Source organism: Dictyoglomus sp. (assembly GCA_025060475.1).
Lineage (GTDB): Bacteria > Dictyoglomota > Dictyoglomia > Dictyoglomales > Dictyoglomaceae > NZ13-RE01.
The window spans coordinates 75,731-96,028 of record JANXBZ010000009.1; the positions used below are offsets into that span (position 1 = coordinate 75,731).

The following is a 20,298-nucleotide window of genomic DNA, read 5'->3' on the forward strand; positions in this document are numbered from 1 at the left end:
GGTTAAGAAAGGAGAGGACTAATGAAAAGGTTATTTGAAACAAAATATGGTTATTTTAGAAATGAGGGAAAGGAGTATATTATTAAAACTCCAAAAACTCCAAGGCCATGGATAAATGTTATATCCAATGGAGATTATGGGGTAGTAATATCTAACACAGGTTCTTCTTATAGTTTTAGAACTCATGCTTCCCTAAACAGAATAACAAGATGGAGTCAAGATTTAATTAGAGATGACTGGGGTAAATATATCTATGTAAGGGATAATGAGAATAAAAATTTTTGGTCTATTCCTTGGAAACCAGTATGTAAAGATTATGAGGAGTTTGAGCTTGTTTATGGATTTGGATATGCTCTTTTTAATACAAAATATTTTGGAATAAGATCTGAATTAACTCTCTTTGTTCCTCTAAAGGATCCTACGGAAATCTGGTATCTGAGAATAAAGAATGAGACATCCGAAGTTAGAAATCTATCTATTTTTACTTATCTTGAATGGAATCTTGGAGCTCCTGACTGGCATAGAGAATTTCATAAAACTTTCATAGAAACTTATTTTAATAAAGAGGGGAATTATATATTTTCCAAAAAGAGACTTTGGGAAATTCCCAATGAAAAGGGACAGCATTGGAATCGAGATTGGGAATATACTGCCTTTCATTGGGCAAATATTCCTGTAAAGGAGGCGGAAGGCTCAAAAGAAGAATTTATTGGATTATATCAGGATCTTAAATCTCCAAAAGCTCTCTTAGAAGGCAGATTAACAAATACTTTTGGAAAATGGGAAGATGATATTGCATCACTGAAAATAGATCTAATACTTAATCCTTCAGAGGAAAAAACTCTAATATTTCTTTTAGGTGCTGTTAAGAATAACTCAGAGTCCATAGAGAAAATTATAGAAAATTATAATTCCGAAGATAAGGTAGAAAAAGCCCTTTTGGATGTAAAGAGTATGTGGGAAGATCTTTTTTCAAAAACTTTGGTAGAAACTCCAGATTCTGCCTTTAATATAATGAACAATTATTGGTTAAAATATCAAGCAATTTCTGGAAGACTATGGGCAAGATCCGCATACTATCAACTAGGAGGAGCCTATGGATTTAGGGATCAACTCCAGGATAGCCAGATATTTTTATATCTTGATCCCGAAAAAACTCTGGAACAAATTAAACTTCATGCAAAACATCAATTCTCTAATGGATATGTATATCATTGGTGGCATCCCATAAGTGAAACGGGATTAAGAAATGAGATTTCAGATAATAGATTATGGCTTCCCTTCTTAGTTATTAGATATTTAAAAGATACTTATAACTGGGAAGCTCTTTATGAGAAGATACCCTATCTAGATGGAGGAGAAGGAAGTATATATGAACATTGCTGTAAAGCTATTGATCTAAGCTTGTCAAAATTCAGTGAGAGGGGTCTTCCTCTCATAGGAGATGGAGACTGGAATGATGGAATGAATGCTGTGGGAACTGATGGAAAAGGAGAAAGTATATGGCTTGGCCATTTTCTATATGGAATTCTAGTAGATTTTGCGGAGATTTGTAAAAGGGAAAAAGACAATAAAAGGGAAGACTATTATTTAAAGAGGGCAGAAGAGCTTAAAGAAGCAATAAATAAATATGCTTGGGATGGGGAATGGTATATAAGAGCCTTTAAAGATAATGGAGAGGCTATTGGAAGTAAGAATTGTAAAGAGGGAAAGATATTTTTAAATGCTCAAATATGGGCGATATTAAATAATACTGCTCCTGAAGATAGAAAAATAAAAGCTTATGAGTCTACTAAAAAATATCTTTTTAGAGAATATGGTCCTCTTCTTCTTTACCCTGCATATACTTCTCCTGATCCTGAAATAGGCTATCTTACAAGATATGCTCCAGGGGTCAGAGAAAATGGTGGATTGTATACTCATGCAGGATGCTGGGCAGTATTAGCCAGTTGTAAGATGAAAGATCCTGATGCTTATAAGATTTATAAAAGTTTTATGCCTATATATAGGGGAATGGATCCTGATTTTTACAAGGTAGAACCTTATGTCACTTGTGGAAATGTAGATGGACCTGATTCGAAATATTTTGGAAGGGGAGGCTGGAGCTGGTATACAGGATCTGCTGCCTGGTATTTTATATGTGCTTTAGAAGGAATCTTAGGAATTATTCCCACCTGGGAGGGTTTAAAAATATCTCCAAGTATTCCAGATGAGTGGAAAGAGGTAAAAGTTAAAAGATTATTCAGGGGAAAATTTTACCATATAACCATAAAAAGAGGGGACAAGTTTGAAATTTTTGTTGATGGGAAAAGGTTAGATGGAAATATTGTTAATTATCAAGGAGAAAAAAGGGATGTAAAAGTAGAGGTATATATTTAGAGGGAGGTGAGAAAATTAAAAATCTTATTCTTCTAAGATACAGTGAATCCTATAGAGGAAATTGCAGGATTAAGTGATGATAATAAGTAGATGGAGTATTCTCAGAAACAAAAATAACTGACGGTTGGAACATAGTTGATTTTAAGCTTTCTCCAAGGAGGAAAGATATTAAAGTTAATGGAAAATATAAATATGCTGAATACCCATAGAGGAATTATTATCTTAGCTGTTTCCATAATAGCAGGGCAATACGGAGAAAATATTGGAACTATTCTTGCAGGATCCACAATTGTAGTTTTTCCCATATTAATTATTTTTCTTATTGCTCAAAGATATGTAATACGAGGTATTGCCATGACAGGATTGAGATTTTAACCCAAGGCTAAGTCAAGAAACATCATAATGGAAAAACCAATAAGAGCTCCAAGGGTGGGTAAATCTGTCTCTCCTGCTTTTTGAGCTTCGGGAATAAGTTCTTCAATAACTACATATATCATAGCTCCTGCAGCAAAAGCCAAAGCATAGGGAAGAATTGGTCTTGCAATGAGAACTGCAGAAGCACCTATAACTCCTGCAATAGGCTCCACAATACCTGACAATTGTCCATAAAAGAAACTTTTAAAAGCGGAGAGTTTTTCTCTTCTTAGAGGCATAGAAACGGCAAGTCCCTCAGGAAAATTTTGTAATCCTATACCAATAGCAAGAGCAATAGCAGAAGTAAGGGAGGCAACATCTCCTCCTAATTTAATAGCTCCAAAAGCTACTCCAACTGCTAAGCCCTCAGGTATATTGTGAAGGGTTATGGCAAGAATTAATAAGGTAGTTCTTCGCCATGTGGTACTTACTCCTTCCTTACTTTCGTCAGGAAAATTCAGATGTAGATGGGGTATAAGTTTGTCAATAAAATAAAGGCACAATCCTCCCAACAAAAATCCTACAACTACTGGGAACCAAAAGGGGAGAGAGGATTCTTTTTGGGCTAATTCAATGGCAGGCGAAATCAAAGAAAAATAACTTGCAGATATCATAACTCCGCTGGCAAAACCGAGCATTCCATCTAATATTTTTCTGTTTACTTCTCTTGTTAAAAAAACTCCTGCAGATCCTAATGCAGTTAATCCCCAAGTAAAAAGGGTAGCAAGGAGTGCTTGAATCACAGGAGATAGGCTTTTAAAGTCCATAAAAACCCTCCTTTTAGAGAATTTTTAAATATTATTTTGATTTTTATTATACTAAAATCTGGAAAAGTTAGGAAAATTTCAATTTTGTAAAAAATTTTCTTCATTAAATCTTGACAAAAAAATTAGGAGGTTTTATTATTTAAAAGTGTGATAAAAATTAAATTTTAGATTTTGTAAATTTTTTTCATAAGACTAGAATAAAAAAGATTTAACATTTGATTGGGATTATGTTGTAAATTTTATACATGGGTTAAAAAATATGAAAGAATCTAATGTTTTAGAAAGTATAAAAGAAAAAAAGATTCACCTTCGAGCCTCCGAGGAGAAGGTTGCAAACTATATCTTAACCCATTGGCAAGAAGTTCTTCATCTTCCCATCACCGAATTTGCAGAAAGGGTTGGAGTAAGCGAAGCAACCATAGTAAGAATGTGTAAAAAAATGGGATTTAGGGGATTCCAAGAATTAAAAATAACCCTCGCTATGGAAAAGATTCAACCAATAAAAACAGTACATCAGGCTGTTCAAGAGGGGGATGATCTTGAGACTATTTTAAAAAAGGTATTCTCTGCGAATATTAGAGCAATGGAAGCTACAATTAATGTGCTTTCCATAAAGGAATTGGATAGAGCAATAAATGCTATTTTATCCGCAAGACAACTTCAGATATATGGGGTGGGAGGATCAGGTCCTGTCGCTTTAGATGCTCAACATAAATTCATGAAAACAGGAATTCCTACTGTTGCCTACATTGACAGTCATATGCAAGCCATGTCCGCGAGTATATTGGAGCCCAATGATGTAATAATAGGAATATCCGCATCGGGAAGTAGTAAGGATATAATAGATGCCCTTACCTTAGCAAAGAAAAGAGGAGCAACCACTATTGGTATAACCCATTATGCTAAAACTCCTATGGATAAGGTGCTAGATATAAAACTATCCGTATCCTCTGAGGAAACATTTTATAGAACGGAAAGCACTTCTGCCCGTATAGCCCAATTGTCTATTATTGATGCTTTATACATAGGAGTTGCATTAAGAAGATTGGACAAGACCTTTGAGAATCTTAAATTAACAAGAGAAGCTATTGTTCCTAAAAGATTTTAAGAAAGGAGATTAGTACATGTCTATTAGAGTACTAATAACTCCAAGAACTTTTGAGACAAGAGGAGAGATTTATGTAAAAAGATTGGAAAAGGAAGGATACGAGGTTATCCTTAATCCCTATGGAAGGGTATTAAAAGAGGAAGAATTGATAAAGTTAATTAAGGATGTAGATGGAATTATTGTGGGAATTGATCCATTAACAGAGAAGGTTTTAATGAGTGCAAAAAAATTAAAAGTTATTTCAAAGTATGGCGTAGGAATAGACAATATAGATATAGATACTGCAAAGAGATTAGGAATAGTAATTACTAATACTCCTTTTGCAAATAGTAACGCAGTAGCAGAGTTAACTGTAGGCTTGATTTTTTCTGTTCTTCGTGGAATTCCTTTATCCGATAGAAAGTCTAGGGAGGGATTATGGGAAAGATTTATAGGTTATGAATTATATGGAAAAACTCTTGGAGTGATAGGGACAGGAAATATTGGAAAAAGAGTAATAAAACTTCTGAAGGGATTTGATTTAAAGATAATTTGTTATGATATTTTCCCTGATTATTCTTGGGCAGAAAAGGAAGGAGTTTCTTATGTTTCCTTTGAGGATCTCTTGAGAGACTCTGATATTATAACTCTCCATATTCCTTTGACAAAGGATACTCATCATTTGATTTCAGAAAGAGAGATTAATATGATGAAAAAATCTGCAGTTATTATTAATACATCAAGGGGTGGAATTATTGACGAGGAAGCATTATATAAGGCATTAAAAGAAAAAAGAATCTTTGGAGCAGGATTAGATGTTTTTGAAGAAGAACCTCCTAAAAATTCTCCTTTATTCAATTTAGAGAATGTTGTTATCACCTCTCATACTGGAGCCCATACTTCGGAGGCTATAGAAAAGATGGCAGAAATCTCTGTAGAAAATCTTATTTTAGCATTAAAGGGTGAAAAACCTAAATTTATCGTATCTTGAGGAGGTAAATATGGGAAGAGAAAAAACTTTGGAAAGAATTATTGATTGCGGGGTTGTGGCAGTAATTAGGGTTGATAATTCCGAAGAATTGTTGAATATTTCTAAAGCCTTAAAAGAAGGAGGAGTTATTGGAATTGAATTAACAATGACAACCCCTGGTGCTTTAAATATTCTTCCTGAAATCTCAAAAATTATGGGAAAGGAAATAGTCTTGGGAGTAGGTACTGTTCTTGATCCAGAAACTGCAAGGCTTGCTATTTTGGCAGGGGCGGAATTTGTAGTTTCTCCTGTTTTAAAACCTGAAATTATAAAAATCTGTCATAGATATGATAAGGTGGCAATTCCTGGAGCTTATACTCCTACAGAAATTCTAACCGCTTGGGAAGAAGGAGGAGATGTTATAAAGGTTTTTCCAGCATCTTCTTTAGGGCCTCAATTTATAAAAGATATTCATGGTCCCATGCCCTATATTAGGCTTTCCCCTACAGGTGGGGTAAGTCTTGAAAATGTAGGAGAATTTATCAAGGCAGGAGCTTGTTTTGTAGGGGTTGGAGGAAATTTAGTGGATAAAAAACTAGTTTCTGAAAAGAAATGGGATTTATTAACCGAGAGAGCCCAAAAATTTATAGAGGAGGTGAGAAAAGCAAGAAAACAATAAAAACTGGTAAATTAATCAAAGATTTAAAAAGATAATAATATGGAGGGAAGAATATGAAGAATTTAAAAAGGATTTCATTAATAGTTGTTTCTGCTTTAATCTTGTTGTTATTGGCAGTTCCATTGTCTGCGCAGACTCCCAAATATGTGCTAAAGTTCAACCATGTATTGTCTCCTTTAGATCCATATCATGAAGGATTTCTAAAATGGGCAAAGGCAGTAGAGGAAAGAACAAGGGGAGGATTAAAGATTGAGGTTTATCATAGTGCACAACTGGGAAGAGAGGAAGATATATTAGAACAAATAAGAAAAGGTGCCAACCTTGGACAAAATACAGACTCTGCTCGTATGGCAATGTATGTACCTGATATTGGAATAATGAACTGTCCATATTTTGTAGATTCTCCTGAAGAAGTACAGAAACTAAAGAAGATGCCAACAGTTCATAAGTGGCTAAAGACTTTAGAGGAGAATTATGGATTTAAGGTTCTTTCATTTGTTTGGATACAGGGATTTAGACACTTTATGACTAATAAACCCATAAAATCTCCTGAAGATCTAAAAGGACTTCGAATAAGAACCCCTGGAGTTCCTGTTTGGCAAGAATCTATTCGTGCTTTAGGAGCAACTCCTGTTGCTCTTGCTTTTGGAGACATTTACCCAGCATTACAGCAAAAAGCAATAGATGGAGTAGAACTTGTCTACAATAATATACCAGGAATGAGATTATATGAGGTATTAAAGTATGTAAACGAAACAGGGCACATATTATTGATTAACTTTGAAGTGGTAAGTGCAAAATGGTTCTACAGCTTACCTATTACATATCAAAAGATTCTTGAAGAAGAATGTGATAAGGCAGGAATAGAGACTACGAAAGTAGTATTTGCAAGAGAAGAAGAAGTTAAGAAGATGATTCAAGAAAGGGGAATGATTATAGTACCAAAGAAAGACATTGATATAGCAGCATTCAAGAAAGCAGGAGAAAAAGCATATGAAGTTCTAAAGATCAAGGAAGCTAAAGATAAAGTATGGAAGGAGCTTAGGAAGCAGTAAAAAATTCATATCTTGGGATCGGGCCTCATCGGGGAGGTCCGATCCCTTTATTTTTTAGAGGAGAGGTGATAGGAGATGAGGAAAATATACGATTATCTTGGTAAAATAGAACTTTTTTTATCTCAAATATTTTTAGTAGCTATTGCAATTTTAGTTTTTATAGCAGGAGTTTCTAGAAGTTTAAGAAATCCTATTTATTGGGCAAATCCTTTGGCAAGCTTTCTTTTTGCGTGGACTGTTCTCTTAGCAACAGATGCAGCTTTTAGACAAAATAAATTGATGTCTGTAGACTTTTTAGTTAAAAGGTTTCCAGAAAGAGTACAATCAATAATAAGATTAATAAACTACGTAATTATATTGGGATTCTTAGTTTATCTTATCATATTTGGAATACAGGCTGCCTATGATATGAGATTTAGAACCCACGAAGGGATGTATGGATTTAGCTATTTCTGGGTTACTATTAGTGTGCCTTTTGGTGCTCTTCTTCTTCTCTTCACTACTATTTACAAGATAAAAGATGAGATAAACTTCTTAAAAGGGAGGAAATAGTTATGTTAATCGTTGTAATAATGTTCTTTATATTTATGCTTTTGGGAATGCCTGTGGTATTTTCTATTGCCATATCAGGTTTTCTCTTTTTCCTACAGCATCCAGCGGAAATTCCAATGACCACTCCCATTCAATTGCCCTTAACTCAAGCATTAAACTTTGCCCTCTTAGCAATACCTTTATTCATTCTTGCAGGAAACATGATGAATAATTCGGGAATAACAAAGAGATTGATAGATCTTTCTACAGTGCTTGTGGGACACTTAAGAGGAGGATTAGCTCAGGTTACCTGTGTTCTTTCTGCTCTTATGGGAGGAGTATCGGGATCCGCTATAGCGGATGCAGCAATGGAAGCTCGTATGCTAGGTCCTGAGATGATAAAAAGAGGACTTCCCAAAGGATATGCTGCAGGTTCTCTTGTATTCTCTTCCTTAGAGGTTCCAACTATTCCTCCCAGTATTGGATTAGTCCTCTTTGGAACCATAGCTCAGGTATCCATTGGAAGACTCTTTGCAGGAGGAATAGTTCCAGGTCTTTTGATAATGACCTATCTCATGATTACTGTTGCTATTACTGCAAGGATAAGAAATTTTCCTCCCCAGAGGGAAAAGAGAGCTTCTCTTAGAGAGATTATCTCTGCGATCTCAGGAGGTATCTGGGCAATTCTTTTTCCTGTTATACTCTTAATAGGATTAAGGGGAGGATATTTTACTCCTTCGGAAGTGGGTGCCCTTTGTGTAGTTTATGCAGTTCTCATTGGAACTTTAATCTATGGTGATTTAAATTTTAAAAACTTTTTAGAAGCATTAAAGGGATCCACTATAGATATTGGATCTACAATGTCCCTTATAGCTTTTTCCTCTATATTCTCCTATGGAATAGTTTGGGAGAGAATACCAGAAGTTATTTCTAATTTTATTCTTGGTATTACAAATAATCCTTATGTTTTCCTGCTTATACTAATTGGTCTTTTACTTATTGCTGGTTGTTTCATTGATGCTACAGTTCTTATTCTTATGTTAACATCAATTTTCTTCCCCATTGCATTAAAATTAGGAATAGATCCTGTACATTTTGGATTAGTTTTTGTTATAACCTGTGCAATTGGAAACTTTACTCCTCCCGTGGGTGCTGCTATGTATGCAGTATGTTCCATTTTAGATGTATCCTTAGGAGAATTTATAAGAGAATCCTGGCCCTTCCTAATTGCTGTAGTTTTAGCAGTTATCACTATAATCTTTTTCCCAGATTTAATATTATTCATTCCTAATTTAATCTTTGGAAAATAGGGAGGATCAAAAGTATGAATTTTAAAGACAAAGTGGTATTAATAACAGGGGCAGGTTCTGGAATTGGAAGAAAGACTGCAATTATGTTTGCAGAAAGGGGAGCCAAGGTCGCAGTAAACGATGTATCCGAGGAAAGGGGAAGAGAAACGGTAGAGATAATAAAAAATAACGGTGGAGAAGCAATTTTTATTATAGGAGATATATCCATTTCTTCTGAGGCAGAGAGAGTTGTAAAAGAAACTGTTGATGCTTTTGGAAGGTTAGATATTCTTGTAAATAATGCAGGCATTGTTTTGGCAGGCAAGGTTGAGAATACATCGGAAGAAGATTTTGATAAGACGATGGCAATAAATGTAAAGGGACCCTTTTTATTGTCTAAATATGCTGTTCAACAGATGAAAAGACAAGGTGGAGGAGTTATAGTAAACGTATCTTCTGAAGCAGGTTTAAAGGGAATTCCTGATAGATTTGCCTATAGTGTATCAAAGGGGGCTCTTATTTCTTTAACAAAATCCATAGCTATAGACTATGCAAAAGAGAATATAAGAGCAAATTGTGTCTGTCCTGGAACCACATTTACACAAGGTCTTGCGGAAAGATTAAAGAAACTACCAAATCCTGATGAAGTTTTAAAACAAATGGCGGAGAGAAGACCTCTTGGAAGGCTAGGAAAAGAAGAAGAAATTGCCTTTGCAATTCTTTTTGCAGCCTGTGATGAGGCAGCGTATATGACAGGAAGTATAATCAATATTGACGGAGGAGCTTTATTGTGAAGAGATAGTTATCTTTTTTTATTCCTAATAAAGAATGAAGAGGGAACATTAGGAGAATTATATGAAAAAATCATAAATAATGTTCCCTCTTCTTTTTCTTTTTGAAATAATTTTTAAATTAATAAGCTTAAGAATAAATTTCGGAAAGTATCTGCTCTCTCTTTAGGTTTTCCAAGAACAGAGTCATATTGAGTGCTTTTTTAAGGATATATAAAATCTCAGTAAAAAAGTATTTGCCTCGATGAAGCGATAACTTCATTGAAATTAACGGAGAATCCTTAAGAATGCTTGAAGTATATCAAAAAACTGAAAAGCTTTCTATGGATACTCTTCTTAAAGAACTAAAATTTCATCCTCTATGATGGTTAAAATATAAAAAAACTTTGAAATTTAAATAAAATAAAGTTAAAATAATAAAAAATAAATTTTTGGGGGAAAAAATGATAGCAATAAATAATCCTCAAGAGATAAAAGAAAAGTTTTTAATCATCTCTGCAGATGATTTTGGAATGTGTCATTCTGTTAATATTGCTATTTTCAAACTCTTAGAGGAAAAGATTATTTCTTCTACTACTATTATGACTCCATGCCCTTGGGCAAAAGAGGCAGGAGAATTTTGTAAGGCTCATCCAGAATTTGATGTAGGAGTTCATTTAACCTTTACCAGTGAATGGAGAAACTATAAATGGGGACCTGTAACAAGGAATAAATCTGTAGAATCCTTAGTAAATAGAGAAGGATATTTTTTTGAGACTTCTGAGGAATTTGAGAGACATGCGAAAGAAGAAGAAATAGAAGAAGAGATAAGAAATCAGATTAATCTTGCCTTTAAATTAGGGGTAAAACCTAGCCATCTTGATAGTCATATGGGAAGTTTATTTGGATTTTCAGGAAGAACTTTTATTCCTATAGTATTTCAATTTTGTAAAGCTTATAATCTACCTTTTAGATTGCCAAAAAAAATTCCCCCAGAAATGCTTCCTCAACTATCTCAAGATTTAATTGACCTACATATGAAGATATTAGATATGGCAAGGGAAATGGGAATTCCCCTTATAGATTATCTTATACCATATCCCTATGATCTACCTGAATGCTCTGATTATTATTCCTTTAAGAGGATGATCATTGGTTTATTAAAAAAGCTAAGACCTGGAATATCGGAGATAATTATTCATCCCTCTGTGGAGAGTGATGAAATAAAATCTATAAATCCCACCTGGGAAAAAAGAGTGTGGGAATATTTAGTCTTTAGAGATGAGGAAGTAAGGAGAGTAATAAAGGAGGAAGGTATAAAAATAATTTCTTGGAAAGATTTAAAATTATAAGATTGAAACTTCCTCCTTGGATTGTGTTACCTTTATATTATCGATTACTATCTTTCCTGATAAATTATTACCACTTTGTCTTATTTGTATTTGATAGTACCTAGTTTTAATTCATTTGGGTTTTTATAGCCCAATTTTTACTGCTTCCTCAAAGGGAAGAGATTTACCTACAACTGCTTCTCCAAGACCTGTAGATTCAATTAGGTAATATATTTCCTGAAGGTAAAATTATAAAAGGAAAGGCATGACCAGGAATTTTTTAAGTCTACGGCTTCGCATATGGCAGAAAGAATATTGCAAGATCAATACATGTTTCTGCCTTATCTCTTAGGACGTCTCTAGGAAATTTTATATCTTGTACCCCTGTTGAATAAGACACAAGAAAATCTTATGGAGTTTGATAGGATATACCATTAATGATGAAGATGCAACTTCTCCTGGATATTGACTTACTAGTCCTGCAAAAGTTTTTATTGGTTCATCGAGTTTAGTCACAAAAGCTGAAATAAGTGGTATATTGGAGAAATTATCTATCTTGGCTATCCAATATGAGCCATTTAAAACTTCAGGCATACCATAAACCTTAAAATAGCCTTTGTTTTGTCGCTATATATTAGTTCGGAGTTTTTTCCTATATTAAGCTCTCATTTTTGTCTTTTATATACCCCTGCACTTATTATATTTGCAGACATAACTATTGAAGTTAGGATAAGCACTCTTTACTTGTAAGTAGAGAGCATTAGTGGAAAAGGTCCATCTTATAGATATATTTAAATTACCTTCTTATCTCTTTTGGAATTAGATCTCCAATTTTTCCCTCTGCTAAAGCCATTACTTCATCCGCACCGCCATAATAAACAAGAATTTCATCAGTCTCTTCCAATATCTCAGTAGAATCCTTAAATTTAGGTACTACTCCACAGGTAAATACCACATCAGGCACCCATCCTTCTATCTCATAATACTCTTCTGGTTCTAATATGGGTTCAGGAGAACGATATATAATCTTTGTAGGATCGTCAAAGGGAGTGAGAACTACACCCAAAGCATAAGTTCTTTTTCCTTTCCATCTCCCTACACCGTGATAAATATGTAACCATCCAAACTTCGTCTTTAAGGGAGGAGCTCCTGCACCAATTTTTTCACTATCCCAGTATCCTGGTCTTGGCATAAGAAAGGTTTTTCCAACAGTTGGACCTTTATAAGGAATTTCATTGGTAAATAGAATTTGCATATCAGGAGGAACCCTATGGATTAATGCTATTTTATTATTTAAAAGCTCTGGAAAGAGATTTATAAAATTTCCTTTATAAAAAGGGGTTCCTTCTATTTTTTCTTCGACTCTTTCGTATACAGGAAATAATACTGCATCTTTATCATCAAGCCCTTTAAAAATAGGTCCATTTCTTTCCCATAAGGATTTCCATTCTTCATAGGATTTAAATTCTTTTACCCCTCTTAAGAAATCCTTTACTTTTATCCTTGCTAAAGATAACTGAACTAAATCACCATAGGAAGTATAAGTCATATAGAGATTATCTTCGATTAAAGATATTCTTGGATCCTCGGTTCCTCCCAATTCTCTTATCATTCCCAAGTTTTTTAATTGCCATTCCTTTCTTTTTTCCAATCTTTTGGGAATTTCATATTCTTCCTCAGGGCCAAAAATAGGATAATCAAGTCTTCCTTCTTCTTTATATCCATCCTTACTCCACCAAAGACCTATTCTTGAGAATCCATCTTCTCCTAAAGCCCTATAAAAAATATATATTTTCCCTTCTAATCTTATAGCTCCTGCATTATATACTAATTTTTCCCATTGTATTTTCTTATTATTAACTTCTATATACACATTAGGACGCGCTTTAAATAGTGGATTTTTTACATATCTTCTTAATTTTGATGAAGAGGGATACGATATAGGATTGAGAACTTCGTTAAAAATATACAAAAACTGACTTCCTACCCTTTCTGGGGAGTGTCCATAGGATAAAGCCTGATAATATTTTACAATATCTTCTCTTTCCTCTCCATTTTTAAGAAGATATCTTATTTTATCTAACAAATTATCTTCCGTATATCTTAAACCTTCCCAGTAAGAATATTTAAGAATTCCAACATCTCTTACTAAGACAGGAGAATACCCCGTAATTACTTGATAAAATAAAAGGGGAAATTCATCCTCCTTTTGGTAAAGAACTACAAGTTTTGAACAGAAAGTATATTTTACTATATCCTTCCAGGATTCTACTATTCTTAAATCTATCAAGTCTTTAACTTCCTCTCCAATCTTTTTCTTTTCTTCCACAGAAAAAATAAGTCCCAAAAGATAAATGGAGGAATCCTCGTTTAAATTGATAATGACATTTTTTAAGAAAGGAATGAAATCTCCTAAGAGGATGATTATATTTTTGTCCTTAGGCAATTTTAATTCTTCAAAGAGCATATCCTTAGAAAAATCCAATACGGAATAATAAGGAACCTCGACTTTATAGGTTCTTTTATCTTCCATAGGAACAAAAGAGATAATAGCAGACCATATAGGAGAATGTACAATATCGTACTTTTCTCCCCATGGATTTAGAAGAATCTTCTTAGCATTAAATCTGTTTAGATTACTTATTATATCCTCCCATGGGAGATTCTTTCTTCCTAAAACTAAGAAAATATTGTATCCTTCTTCTCCTTTATAATCGGAGGAGATCTTCACTTTATATCCTTGAGATCTCCACCATTCTAAAATAGGAATCAAATATTCCTCTTCTCCTAAGACCAAAATTCCATCAATTTTATTAACCATTTTTCTACTCCCCTTTTAATGATTTTTTATCAGAGAATATATTATATATAGCTTATTATTTATTCCAAGGTCTTCTTAAAAATTCTATGGAGCTTACTTCTTCACAAAAATCTCTCGAACTAAAGCAGATATCTCCTAAATTTCTTACTGGAAAAACTCCTGCGATACTATTAGTTAGAAAACATTCTTCCATTTTTTTTATATCCTCTAAACTTAAAAATATCTTTTTTATCTCATATCCTAACTTCCCGCTTATTTTTATAACTTCTTTTCTCATGATTCCAGGAAGAACACCACTTAGAATATGAGGAGTATAGATAATTCTTCCTTTTCTGAAAAATATGTTTCCGAAAGAAGTTTCCGTTACTAAACCCCTTTCGTTTAAAAACAGAGCAGTATCAAATCCTTTCTTTTTTGCTCTCTCCTCTTCTATTACATTAAGTCCCATATTAAAGGTCTTAATAAAATTTAGTATATTACGAGAGAATTTTATAGATTTTGAAATACTAACTCTCAAGCCTCTTTTAAACAATTCTCTATTATATTTAACCTCTCTTTCTTCTATATAAAGATACTGATCTTTTAAGAAGATCCTTATTGCTCCGAAATCAGAGGTTATATTTTGAACAAACTGAGAAAGTGCTTTTTCAAAATCTTCATAAGAAAGTTCAAAGGGTATACTAAGAATATGAAAGGCTCTTTTCATTCTTCTATAATGCTCATATACAAAATGTACCTTTTTATTCTCAAAATACAAAGTCTCAAAAGGCTTTAATCCAAACAAAAAATAGTATTCTTTTCTATCCTCCAATTTTTTCAGCTCCTCTTATTCTATGGAAAGAATTCTCTAGAAAAACATTTAAAAGAGGTTTTCCTTTGTGTAGAGTTTCTTCATATTCATCCTCTTCTATAGAATCCCAAACTATACCCCCTCCTACATTATAATAAGCTTTCTCTCTTTCTACTAAAAGAGTTCTTATAGCTATATTAAAAGCCATATTAAAATTATTAGCCACAAAACCTATAGAACCTGTGTATATTCCTCTTGGATCCTTTTCTAATTCTTCAATTATTTTTATAGCATTCAATTTTGGTGCTCCTGTAATTGAGCCACCTGGAAAAGTTGCTTTTATTATATCTTCAAAAGTAACATTTTTCTTTAAATTTCCCTCTACTGTAGATACCAAGTGATATACCGTAGAGTACTCTTCAACCTCGAAAAGCTTTTTGACATTAATGGAACTAGGAATACATATCTTTGCAAAATCATTTCTTTCTAAGTCTACAATCATTAGAAGTTCTGATCTACATTTTTCGTCATTAATAAGAGTTTCTCTATAAAATTCATCTTCGTAAGCATTTTTTCCTCTCTTAATAGTTCCTTTAATTGGTCTTGTTACAATTTTCTCTTTTATCTTATATAAAAATAATTCAGGAGAAGTTGATATTACATATTTATCTTGGATTTTTATAAAAGCATGAAAAGAACCGTAATTCTTTTTCCTTAATTGATAGTATATATGATAGGGATCAAATTCTCCTTCAAAGATAAATTTCTGAGATAAATTTACTTGATAAACATCTCCTTCATAAATGTACTTTTTAATTTTTCTAATGGCCTCTAAGTACTCTCCTCTTTCAAAATTTACATAATATCTATATAGTTTATTACCTTTGAAAGAATATATCCTTTCCCTTCGTGACAATAAAATTTCTTTTATATCTTTATAAATATTTGGGGAAATATACATTTTATTAATAAGATGATCAAAAATAATAAAGTCTTCATAATATCCAAAGAAAGCTTTAGGAAAAGATTGATTTTTCTTCCTTGGAATATTAAAGAGATCAACTCCAAAATCATAGGAAAGATATCCTGCAAAACCTCCGTTAAAAATTAAATTATCTTCTTTTCTTCTCTTTTCTATTTCTTTTGAAAAAACCCTTAGGTAAGATCTTGCGTCGTCTTCTTCTCTACATATAAAAATTTCTTTTGGTCTTAAAAAAATAAAAGAATACCTACCATATTCTCTATGAAAAAGATTACTTTCAAGAAGAATTGAATAGTCTTCTCTAAAAAGATAATAAAGGTCAAAAGGATTTATAACAATATTTTCCTCAAACATATTTCAGAGCTCCAAAAAATTTCTTAACATATCAATACCATATTCAGTACCAATAGACTCAGGATGAAACTGAACTCCTTCTATTTTGTAGAGCTTATGCCTAATTCCCATAATTTCTCCCTTTTTAGTATAAGCAGAAATCTCAATATTTTTATCCTCATTTTCTGATCTTTCTAAGATTAAAGAGTGATATCTTACTACCTTAAGAGGATTTTTCATATTCTTAAAAAGCCCCTTTTCATCATGAACTATCTCATCAATTATTCCGTGCATAGGCTTTAAAGCTTTTGTAAGCTTTAATCCAAAATATACTCCAATAGCTTGATGCCCAAGGCAAACTCCAAGTATCCTTTTTTCTTCCTTAAATTTATCTATAACTTCCAATAAAATTTCGTCATCAAAAGGTCTTCCAGGTCCTGGAGAAAGAACAATATATTTAGGATTTACACTTTTGACATATGAAATAGAGATTTCATCCCTATTTTTTACAATAGTTTTAGCTCCTAATCTCAGAAAATAATTATACAGATTGTATGTAAAGGAATCGTAACTATCTATAATAAGAAGCATAATCTTAACTAAATATTTTAGTCTAAAAAGTATATAAAAGAAAAGGGGATACCTTTTCACGTGGTATCCCCTTCCTATTAAGGATATAAAATTAACTTGCTACTTACTTTTTCTCTAACTTTTTATGACAGAGCCACCAATCAAAACACTCAATTTCTCCTTTTTTAGCGGCCTCAAGTCTTGCTTTAGCAGTATTAACGTCCTTTGCTGGTGGAATAATAACATGATCTTTTCCTACCACTTCACTTTCTGGCCATTGAGCAGGTATTGCAACTCCATGCTTATCAGATACTTGTAATGCCTCTAAAGCTCTTAAAATTTCATCTATGTTTCTACCTATCTCTTGAGGATAATAGAGTATTAATCTAATTATTCCTTTATCATCCACAACAAATACTGCTCTTACCGTATTAGTTCCTTTTCCAGGATGAACTAATCCAAGTTTTTCTGCGACTTTACCCATATCATCTGCAATAATTGGAAAATCAATTTCTACTCCGATTTTTTCTTTTATCCATTCTATCCATTTTATATGGCTAAATACTTGATCAATACTTAGTCCAATTAATTCGGTATTTAATGCTTTAAACTTTTCGTATCTTTTCTGAAAAGCTACAAATTCTGTGGTACATACAGGAGTAAAATCTGCGGGATGACTAAATAGTACAAACCATTTACCCTTATAATCTTGAGGAAGTTTTTTAACTCCATGGGTAGTTAAAACTTCAACCTCAGGAAAGGGATCTCCAAGAAGTGGCATTCCTTTTCTTTCTAAATTTTCCATAATTTCACCTCCTATTGATAATAATAATTATTCTCAATTCAATTTAAAATATATCATAACTGAAAAATTTTTGCAAGTAGTTTTTAGATAAACTCTTTTAAAATTTTTTCAAATATCTCCAAAGGGTTTTTTGTTTTTTTATATAGTGGAAGCCCTTCCAGTTGAGGCAGAGATTCTTCATAGGTTTTTCTTTCCTTTTTATATATAACTCCGATAGGAATTTTGTCTCCCCATTCTAAGGCTTTTTCAAAGGCCTTGTTAATGTCAGAGGGATCATAATCTTCAGGAAGTTTATATATCCTTTCTCTATACCAGGAAAAGGTATTTATTTTGTTGAAAGTAACACAAGGTTGAAGTATGTCAAGAAGAGCAAAGCCTTTGTGGGTTATAGCAAGTTTCATCATTTCCACAAGATGATCAGGATCTCCTGAAAAAGATCGAGCTACAAAAGAAGCTCCACTTGCTATGGCAAGAGCTATAGGATTCAATGGAGGATATATTACCCCAAAGGGTTGAACTTTGGTCTTCATCCCCATATCACTGGTAGGAGATGCTTGTCCCTTTGTAAGACCATAAATTTGATTATTGTGTACAAAGACCTTTATATTAACGTTTCTTCGAGCATTGTGAATTAGATGATTTCCTCCTTCGCCATAAGTGTTGCCATCTCCTGCTTCACAAATAACAATAAGATCTTTATTAGCAATTTTTGCTCCTACTGCTACAGGAATATCTCTTCCATGGAGTCCATTAAAAAGATTACACCTAAAATAATGGGGAGCCTTAGCTGCCTGGCCAATTCCTGATACCATTAAAACTCTATATGCGGGTATCATAAGTTCTACTAAGGTTCTCTTTATGCAATTCAAAATAGACCAGTTTCCACATCCAGGACACCAAGCAGGAACTTGATTATTATCAAAATCTTCTATTCTCATTTCCATAAATTTTCTACCTCCTTAATGATTTCATCTACATAAAAAGGTTTCCCATCGTACTTTGTTATAAATTTTTCTACCTTGATAAAGGCTTCTTTTCTAATAAGACTTGCAAACTGTCCTTGATAGTTTTGTTCTATGGTATAAAGTTTTTTATCTTTAAATTTTTCTAAAGTCTTTGTAGGAAGGGGATATATATCGGAAAAATGTAAATGCCCAATTTTATATCCTTTACTAATCAGTTTCTCCACAGCCTCCTTAATAACACCATAGGTGGATCCCCATCCTATAAAAACTACCTCTGGATCTTCAGATCCAAAATAAACAGGCTCTTCCATCTCTTGAGAAAGAGGAATTATTTTTTTCATCCTTTTTTCTACCATTCTTTTTCTAATTTCTAAATCCTCTGTTATATGGCCTTCCTCGTCATGCTCGTCGCTATCGGTAATAACAAGAGCTTCCGATTCTCCAGGTATAGCAAAGGGGGAAATACCATTATCAGTTATTTTGTGCCTCAAATAGTTTGAATCTGCCTTAATTCGATAGGATCCAATTTGGAAAGAGGGAATTAACTCATCTATTACCGCTTTGGAATCTATGAGATATTGATCTGTTAATATAATAGAAGGTATTTGGTACTTTTCTGCTATTTCAAAAGCTTTGATAGTTTTATAAAAAGCATCTTTTTGGTCTCTTGGAGCGGTAATATATCTTGGAAACTCTCCATGTCCTGCGTGAATAACAAAATTTAAGTCTCCTTGTTCTGTTCTTGTGGGAAGTCCTGTGGCAGGACCTGGTCTTTGTCCCAGATGAATAACAACTGGATTTTCTGTCATTCCAGAAAGACTTAAACCTTCTACCATAAGAGCAAAACCGCCCCCTGATGTAGTAACCATAGATCTTGCACCAGCAAAGAAGGCACCAATTGCCATATTTATGGCGGATATTTCATCTTCTGCTTGTTCTACAACTATATCAAAATCCAACTCGTGTTCTGCTAAGAAATTCATGACAGCAGTTCCTGGAGTCATGGGATAAGAAGCAAGAAATTTACATCCAGCAACTATAGCTCCAAAACCTACTGCTTCTCCACCACTCATAAAAATTCTTGAGAATCTTTCTTTTTTAGGAAAATCCTTACATTTTTTCCCTGAATTGATGGAAAAATCATATCCTGCTAACAGGGCTTTCGTATTTTTCTCTACATCTTCAGGTTTGAAATATTCTGATATGATTTTTATCATTTCTTCCTTATCTCCATTGGTAAGTCCCAGTAAAACTCCACAAACTACTGTGTTTTCCACTATTTTACTTTTTGCTACATCAAGGGCAATCTTTCTCAAGGGGACTTTAAAAATACTATCTATTTGGGGAATATCTTTCATTTCTTCGTCGCATATAATATGTCCTTCTCTCTTTACTTCCTTGTTATGCAAAGTAATAGTTTCATGATTTAAAGCTATAAGTATATCCAATGAAGGATTATCTATTCCCAAAATAGGTTTATCAGAAATTCTTATTAAGCTAAAATTATGGCCACCTCTAATCCTTGATTGATAGCTTTCTACAGTATACACATAATATCCAATGCGGTAGAAATATTTAGAAAGAATATAAGAAATTGTTTGAATACCTTGTCCTGCTTCCCCTCCAATTAGGATCTTGCATTCCAATTTTTTCGCCTCCCTTATAAGTTTTAATTATTACTATTATAACTTTAATCTTTTTTATTTACAAACTAAGCTTAAATAAATTATAATCTATTTATATACATGTTTTTTGCACAA

18 protein-coding genes are annotated in these 20,298 nt (G+C 33.2%); 10 read left to right on the plus strand and 8 right to left on the minus strand.

The genetic code is table 11. The features are described from left to right. Positions 1-21: 21 nt before the first annotated feature. Complete coding sequence (locus NZ841_06305) at positions 22-2,379, plus strand: hypothetical protein (GenBank protein MCS7202367.1); 2,358 nt, start codon at positions 22-24, stop codon at positions 2,377-2,379. A gap of 177 nt (positions 2,380-2,556) precedes the next feature. Then, positions 2,557-2,754 carry a hypothetical protein gene (locus NZ841_06310; GenBank protein ID MCS7202368.1) on the plus strand — a complete coding sequence of 66 codons (198 nt, stop codon included), beginning with the start codon at positions 2,557-2,559 and terminating at the stop codon, positions 2,752-2,754. Here NZ841_06310 and NZ841_06315 read toward each other — a convergent pair. Then, a complete protein-coding gene (locus NZ841_06315) occupies positions 2,751-3,560 on the minus strand; it encodes a ZIP family metal transporter (GenBank protein MCS7202369.1) in 810 nt (269 codons plus the stop codon). The genes NZ841_06310 and NZ841_06315 overlap by 4 nt on opposite strands. Positions 3,561-3,819: 259 nt before the next feature. Between NZ841_06315 and NZ841_06320 the strand changes: the two genes are divergently transcribed. From NZ841_06320 to NZ841_06355, 8 genes are all read left to right on the plus strand, one after another. After that, positions 3,820-4,668, plus strand: coding sequence for a MurR/RpiR family transcriptional regulator (locus tag NZ841_06320; protein MCS7202370.1), 849 nt, complete (start codon positions 3,820-3,822; stop codon positions 4,666-4,668). Between the two features lie 16 nt (positions 4,669-4,684). Beyond that, positions 4,685-5,638: a phosphoglycerate dehydrogenase gene (locus NZ841_06325; GenBank protein ID MCS7202371.1), complete on the plus strand. Its 954-nt coding sequence runs from the start codon at positions 4,685-4,687 to the stop codon at positions 5,636-5,638. A 10-nt stretch (positions 5,639-5,648) separates the two neighbouring features. Next, positions 5,649-6,296: a bifunctional 4-hydroxy-2-oxoglutarate aldolase/2-dehydro-3-deoxy-phosphogluconate aldolase gene (eda, locus tag NZ841_06330; protein ID MCS7202372.1), complete on the plus strand. Its 648-nt coding sequence runs from the start codon at positions 5,649-5,651 to the stop codon at positions 6,294-6,296. A 53-nt stretch (positions 6,297-6,349) separates the two neighbouring features. Further along, positions 6,350-7,351, plus strand: coding sequence for a C4-dicarboxylate TRAP transporter substrate-binding protein (locus tag NZ841_06335; GenBank protein MCS7202373.1), 1,002 nt, complete (start codon positions 6,350-6,352; stop codon positions 7,349-7,351). Between the two features lie 75 nt (positions 7,352-7,426). Next, positions 7,427-7,903: a TRAP transporter small permease gene (locus tag NZ841_06340; protein MCS7202374.1), complete on the plus strand. Its 477-nt coding sequence runs from the start codon at positions 7,427-7,429 to the stop codon at positions 7,901-7,903. 2 nt (positions 7,904-7,905) lie between these two features. Beyond that, a complete protein-coding gene (locus NZ841_06345) occupies positions 7,906-9,192 on the plus strand; it encodes a TRAP transporter large permease subunit (GenBank protein ID MCS7202375.1) in 1,287 nt (428 codons plus the stop codon). Positions 9,193-9,206: 14 nt separating this feature from the next. After that, positions 9,207-9,965 carry a glucose 1-dehydrogenase gene (locus tag NZ841_06350; protein ID MCS7202376.1) on the plus strand — a complete coding sequence of 253 codons (759 nt, stop codon included), beginning with the start codon at positions 9,207-9,209 and terminating at the stop codon, positions 9,963-9,965. Between the two features lie 440 nt (positions 9,966-10,405). Further along, a complete protein-coding gene (locus tag NZ841_06355) occupies positions 10,406-11,293 on the plus strand; it encodes a polysaccharide deacetylase family protein (GenBank protein ID MCS7202377.1) in 888 nt (295 codons plus the stop codon). Between the two features lie 775 nt (positions 11,294-12,068). Here the strand turns inward: NZ841_06355 and NZ841_06360 are convergent. The 7 genes from NZ841_06360 to NZ841_06390 all read right to left on the minus strand — a co-directional run bounded on the left by NZ841_06360 (position 12,069) and on the right by NZ841_06390 (position 20,184). Continuing rightward, positions 12,069-14,093 carry a glycosidase gene (locus tag NZ841_06360; protein MCS7202378.1) on the minus strand — a complete coding sequence of 675 codons (2,025 nt, stop codon included), beginning with the start codon at positions 14,091-14,093 and terminating at the stop codon, positions 12,069-12,071. Between the two features lie 55 nt (positions 14,094-14,148). Next, positions 14,149-14,904, minus strand: a complete 756-nt coding sequence (locus tag NZ841_06365; protein ID MCS7202379.1) for an aminotransferase class IV — start codon at positions 14,902-14,904, stop codon at positions 14,149-14,151. After that, positions 14,894-16,219: an aminodeoxychorismate synthase component I gene (gene pabB / locus NZ841_06370; protein MCS7202380.1), complete on the minus strand. Its 1,326-nt coding sequence runs from the start codon at positions 16,217-16,219 to the stop codon at positions 14,894-14,896. Before pabB ends, NZ841_06365 begins: the two co-directional genes overlap by 11 nt. Positions 16,220-16,222: 3 nt before the next feature. After that, positions 16,223-16,849, minus strand: coding sequence for an aminodeoxychorismate/anthranilate synthase component II (locus NZ841_06375; GenBank protein ID MCS7202381.1), 627 nt, complete (start codon positions 16,847-16,849; stop codon positions 16,223-16,225). A gap of 43 nt (positions 16,850-16,892) precedes the next feature. Further along, the gene (locus tag NZ841_06380) at positions 16,893-17,573 is read right to left on the minus strand and encodes a peroxiredoxin (GenBank protein MCS7202382.1); all 681 of its coding nucleotides are present in this window, start codon (positions 17,571-17,573) and stop codon (positions 16,893-16,895) included. Positions 17,574-17,656: 83 nt separating this feature from the next. Then, positions 17,657-18,517 carry a 2-oxoacid:ferredoxin oxidoreductase subunit beta gene (locus NZ841_06385; protein MCS7202383.1) on the minus strand — a complete coding sequence of 287 codons (861 nt, stop codon included), beginning with the start codon at positions 18,515-18,517 and terminating at the stop codon, positions 17,657-17,659. After that, positions 18,508-20,184: a 2-oxoacid:acceptor oxidoreductase subunit alpha gene (locus NZ841_06390; protein ID MCS7202384.1), complete on the minus strand. Its 1,677-nt coding sequence runs from the start codon at positions 20,182-20,184 to the stop codon at positions 18,508-18,510. The genes NZ841_06385 and NZ841_06390 overlap by 10 nt, the downstream gene beginning before the upstream one ends. Positions 20,185-20,298 lie beyond the last annotated feature (114 nt).

Excerpts from the sequence above, each read along its gene's own strand:
- NZ841_06380 (MCS7202382.1), bottom strand. The coding sequence starts at position 17,573 with ATGGAAAATTTAGAAAGAAAAGGAATGCCACTTCTTGGAGATCCCTTT.
- eda (MCS7202372.1), top strand. The coding sequence starts at position 5,649 with ATGGGAAGAGAAAAAACTTTGGAAAGAATTATTGATTGCGGGGTTGTG.
- NZ841_06335 (MCS7202373.1), top strand. The coding sequence starts at position 6,350 with ATGAAGAATTTAAAAAGGATTTCATTAATAGTTGTTTCTGCTTTAATC.
- NZ841_06315 (MCS7202369.1), bottom strand. The coding sequence starts at position 3,560 with ATGGACTTTAAAAGCCTATCTCCTGTGATTCAAGCACTCCTTGCTACC.
- NZ841_06325 (MCS7202371.1), top strand. The coding sequence starts at position 4,685 with ATGTCTATTAGAGTACTAATAACTCCAAGAACTTTTGAGACAAGAGGA.
- NZ841_06385 (MCS7202383.1), bottom strand. The coding sequence starts at position 18,517 with ATGGAAATGAGAATAGAAGATTTTGATAATAATCAAGTTCCTGCTTGG.
- pabB (MCS7202380.1), bottom strand. The coding sequence starts at position 16,219 with ATGTTTGAGGAAAATATTGTTATAAATCCTTTTGACCTTTATTATCTT.
- NZ841_06360 (MCS7202378.1), bottom strand. The coding sequence starts at position 14,093 with ATGGTTAATAAAATTGATGGAATTTTGGTCTTAGGAGAAGAGGAATAT.
- NZ841_06350 (MCS7202376.1), top strand. The coding sequence starts at position 9,207 with ATGAATTTTAAAGACAAAGTGGTATTAATAACAGGGGCAGGTTCTGGA.
- NZ841_06340 (MCS7202374.1), top strand. The coding sequence starts at position 7,427 with ATGAGGAAAATATACGATTATCTTGGTAAAATAGAACTTTTTTTATCT.
- NZ841_06305 (MCS7202367.1), top strand. The coding sequence starts at position 22 with ATGAAAAGGTTATTTGAAACAAAATATGGTTATTTTAGAAATGAGGGA.
- NZ841_06355 (MCS7202377.1), top strand. The coding sequence starts at position 10,406 with ATGATAGCAATAAATAATCCTCAAGAGATAAAAGAAAAGTTTTTAATC.
- NZ841_06345 (MCS7202375.1), top strand. The coding sequence starts at position 7,906 with ATGTTAATCGTTGTAATAATGTTCTTTATATTTATGCTTTTGGGAATG.
- NZ841_06320 (MCS7202370.1), top strand. The coding sequence starts at position 3,820 with ATGAAAGAATCTAATGTTTTAGAAAGTATAAAAGAAAAAAAGATTCAC.
- NZ841_06310 (MCS7202368.1), top strand. The coding sequence starts at position 2,557 with ATGGAAAATATAAATATGCTGAATACCCATAGAGGAATTATTATCTTA.